Source organism: Streptomyces sp. NPDC093111 (genome assembly GCF_040683955.1).
Classification (GTDB): Bacteria; Actinomycetota; Actinomycetes; order Streptomycetales; family Streptomycetaceae; genus Streptomyces.
The window spans coordinates 1-1,430 of record NZ_JBFBNW010000044.1; the positions used below are offsets into that span (position 1 = coordinate 1).

The 1,430-nt window shown below is 56.0% G+C and carries 1 rRNA gene (running past one end of the window); it reads right to left on the reverse strand.

Features of this window, described 5'->3' with window-relative positions:
• Positions 1-32: 32 nt before the first annotated feature.
• Positions 33-1,430 (reverse strand): 23S ribosomal RNA (locus AB0Q96_RS39050); it runs 1,825 nt beyond the window's last position.

A 1,430-nucleotide genomic window follows, 5' to 3' on the forward strand; every position in this document is an offset into this window, starting at 1 on the left:
CTTCAGAACTAACACAGTGGACGCGAGCAACTGAGGACAAGCCCTCGGCCTATTAGTACCGGTCAGCTCCACCCATTACTGGGCTTCCACATCCGGCCTATCAACCCAGTCGTCTACTGGGAGCCTTACCCTCTCAAGGAGGTGGGAATACTCATCTCGAAGCAGGCTTCCCGCTTAGATGCTTTCAGCGGTTATCCCTCCCGAACGTAGCCAACCAGCCATGCCCTTGGCAGGACAACTGGCACACCAGAGGTTCGTCCGTCCCGGTCCTCTCGTACTAGGGACAGCCCTTCTCAATATTCCTACGCGCACAGCGGATAGGGACCGAACTGTCTCACGACGTTCTAAACCCAGCTCGCGTACCGCTTTAATGGGCGAACAGCCCAACCCTTGGGACCGACTCCAGCCCCAGGATGCGACGAGCCGACATCGAGGTGCCAAACCATCCCGTCGATATGGACTCTTGGGGAAGATCAGCCTGTTATCCCCGGGGTACCTTTTATCCGTTGAGCGACGGCGCTTCCACAAGCCACCGCCGGATCACTAGTCCCGACTTTCGTCCCTGCTCGACCCGTCGGTCTCACAGTCAAGCTCCCTTGTGCACTTACACTCAACACCTGATTGCCAACCAGGCTGAGGGAACCTTTGGGCGCCTCCGTTACCCTTTGGGAGGCAACCGCCCCAGTTAAACTACCCATCAGACACTGTCCCTGATCCGGATCACGGACCGAGGTTAGACATCCAGCACGACCAGAGTGGTATTTCAACGGCGACTCCACCATGACTGGCGTCACGGCTTCAAAGTCTCCCACCTATCCTACACAAGCCGAACCGAACACCAATATCAAACTGTAGTAAAGGTCCCGGGGTCTTTCCGTCCTGCTGCGCGAAACGAGCATCTTTACTCGTAGTGCAATTTCACCGGGCCTATGGTTGAGACAGTCGAGAAGTCGTTACGCCATTCGTGCAGGTCGGAACTTACCCGACAAGGAATTTCGCTACCTTAGGATGGTTATAGTTACCACCGCCGTTTACTGGCGCTTAAGTTCTCAGCTTCGCCCTGTCGAAACAGAGCTAACCGGTCCCCTTAACGTTCCAGCACCGGGCAGGCGTCAGTCCGTATACATCGCCTTACGGCTTCGCACGGACCTGTGTTTTTAGTAAACAGTCGCTTCTCGCTGGTCTCTGCGGCCACCCCCAGCTCACGGAGTAAATCCGATCACCAGACGTGGCCCCCCTTCTCCCGAAGTTACGGGGGCATTTTGCCGAGTTCCTTAACCATAGTTCACCCGAACGCCTCGGTATTCTCTACCTGACCACCTGAGTCGGTTTAGGGTACGGGCCGCCATGAAACTCGCTAGAGGCTTTTCTCGACAGCATAGGATCATCCACTTCACCACAATCGGCTCGGCATCAGGTCTCAGGCTATA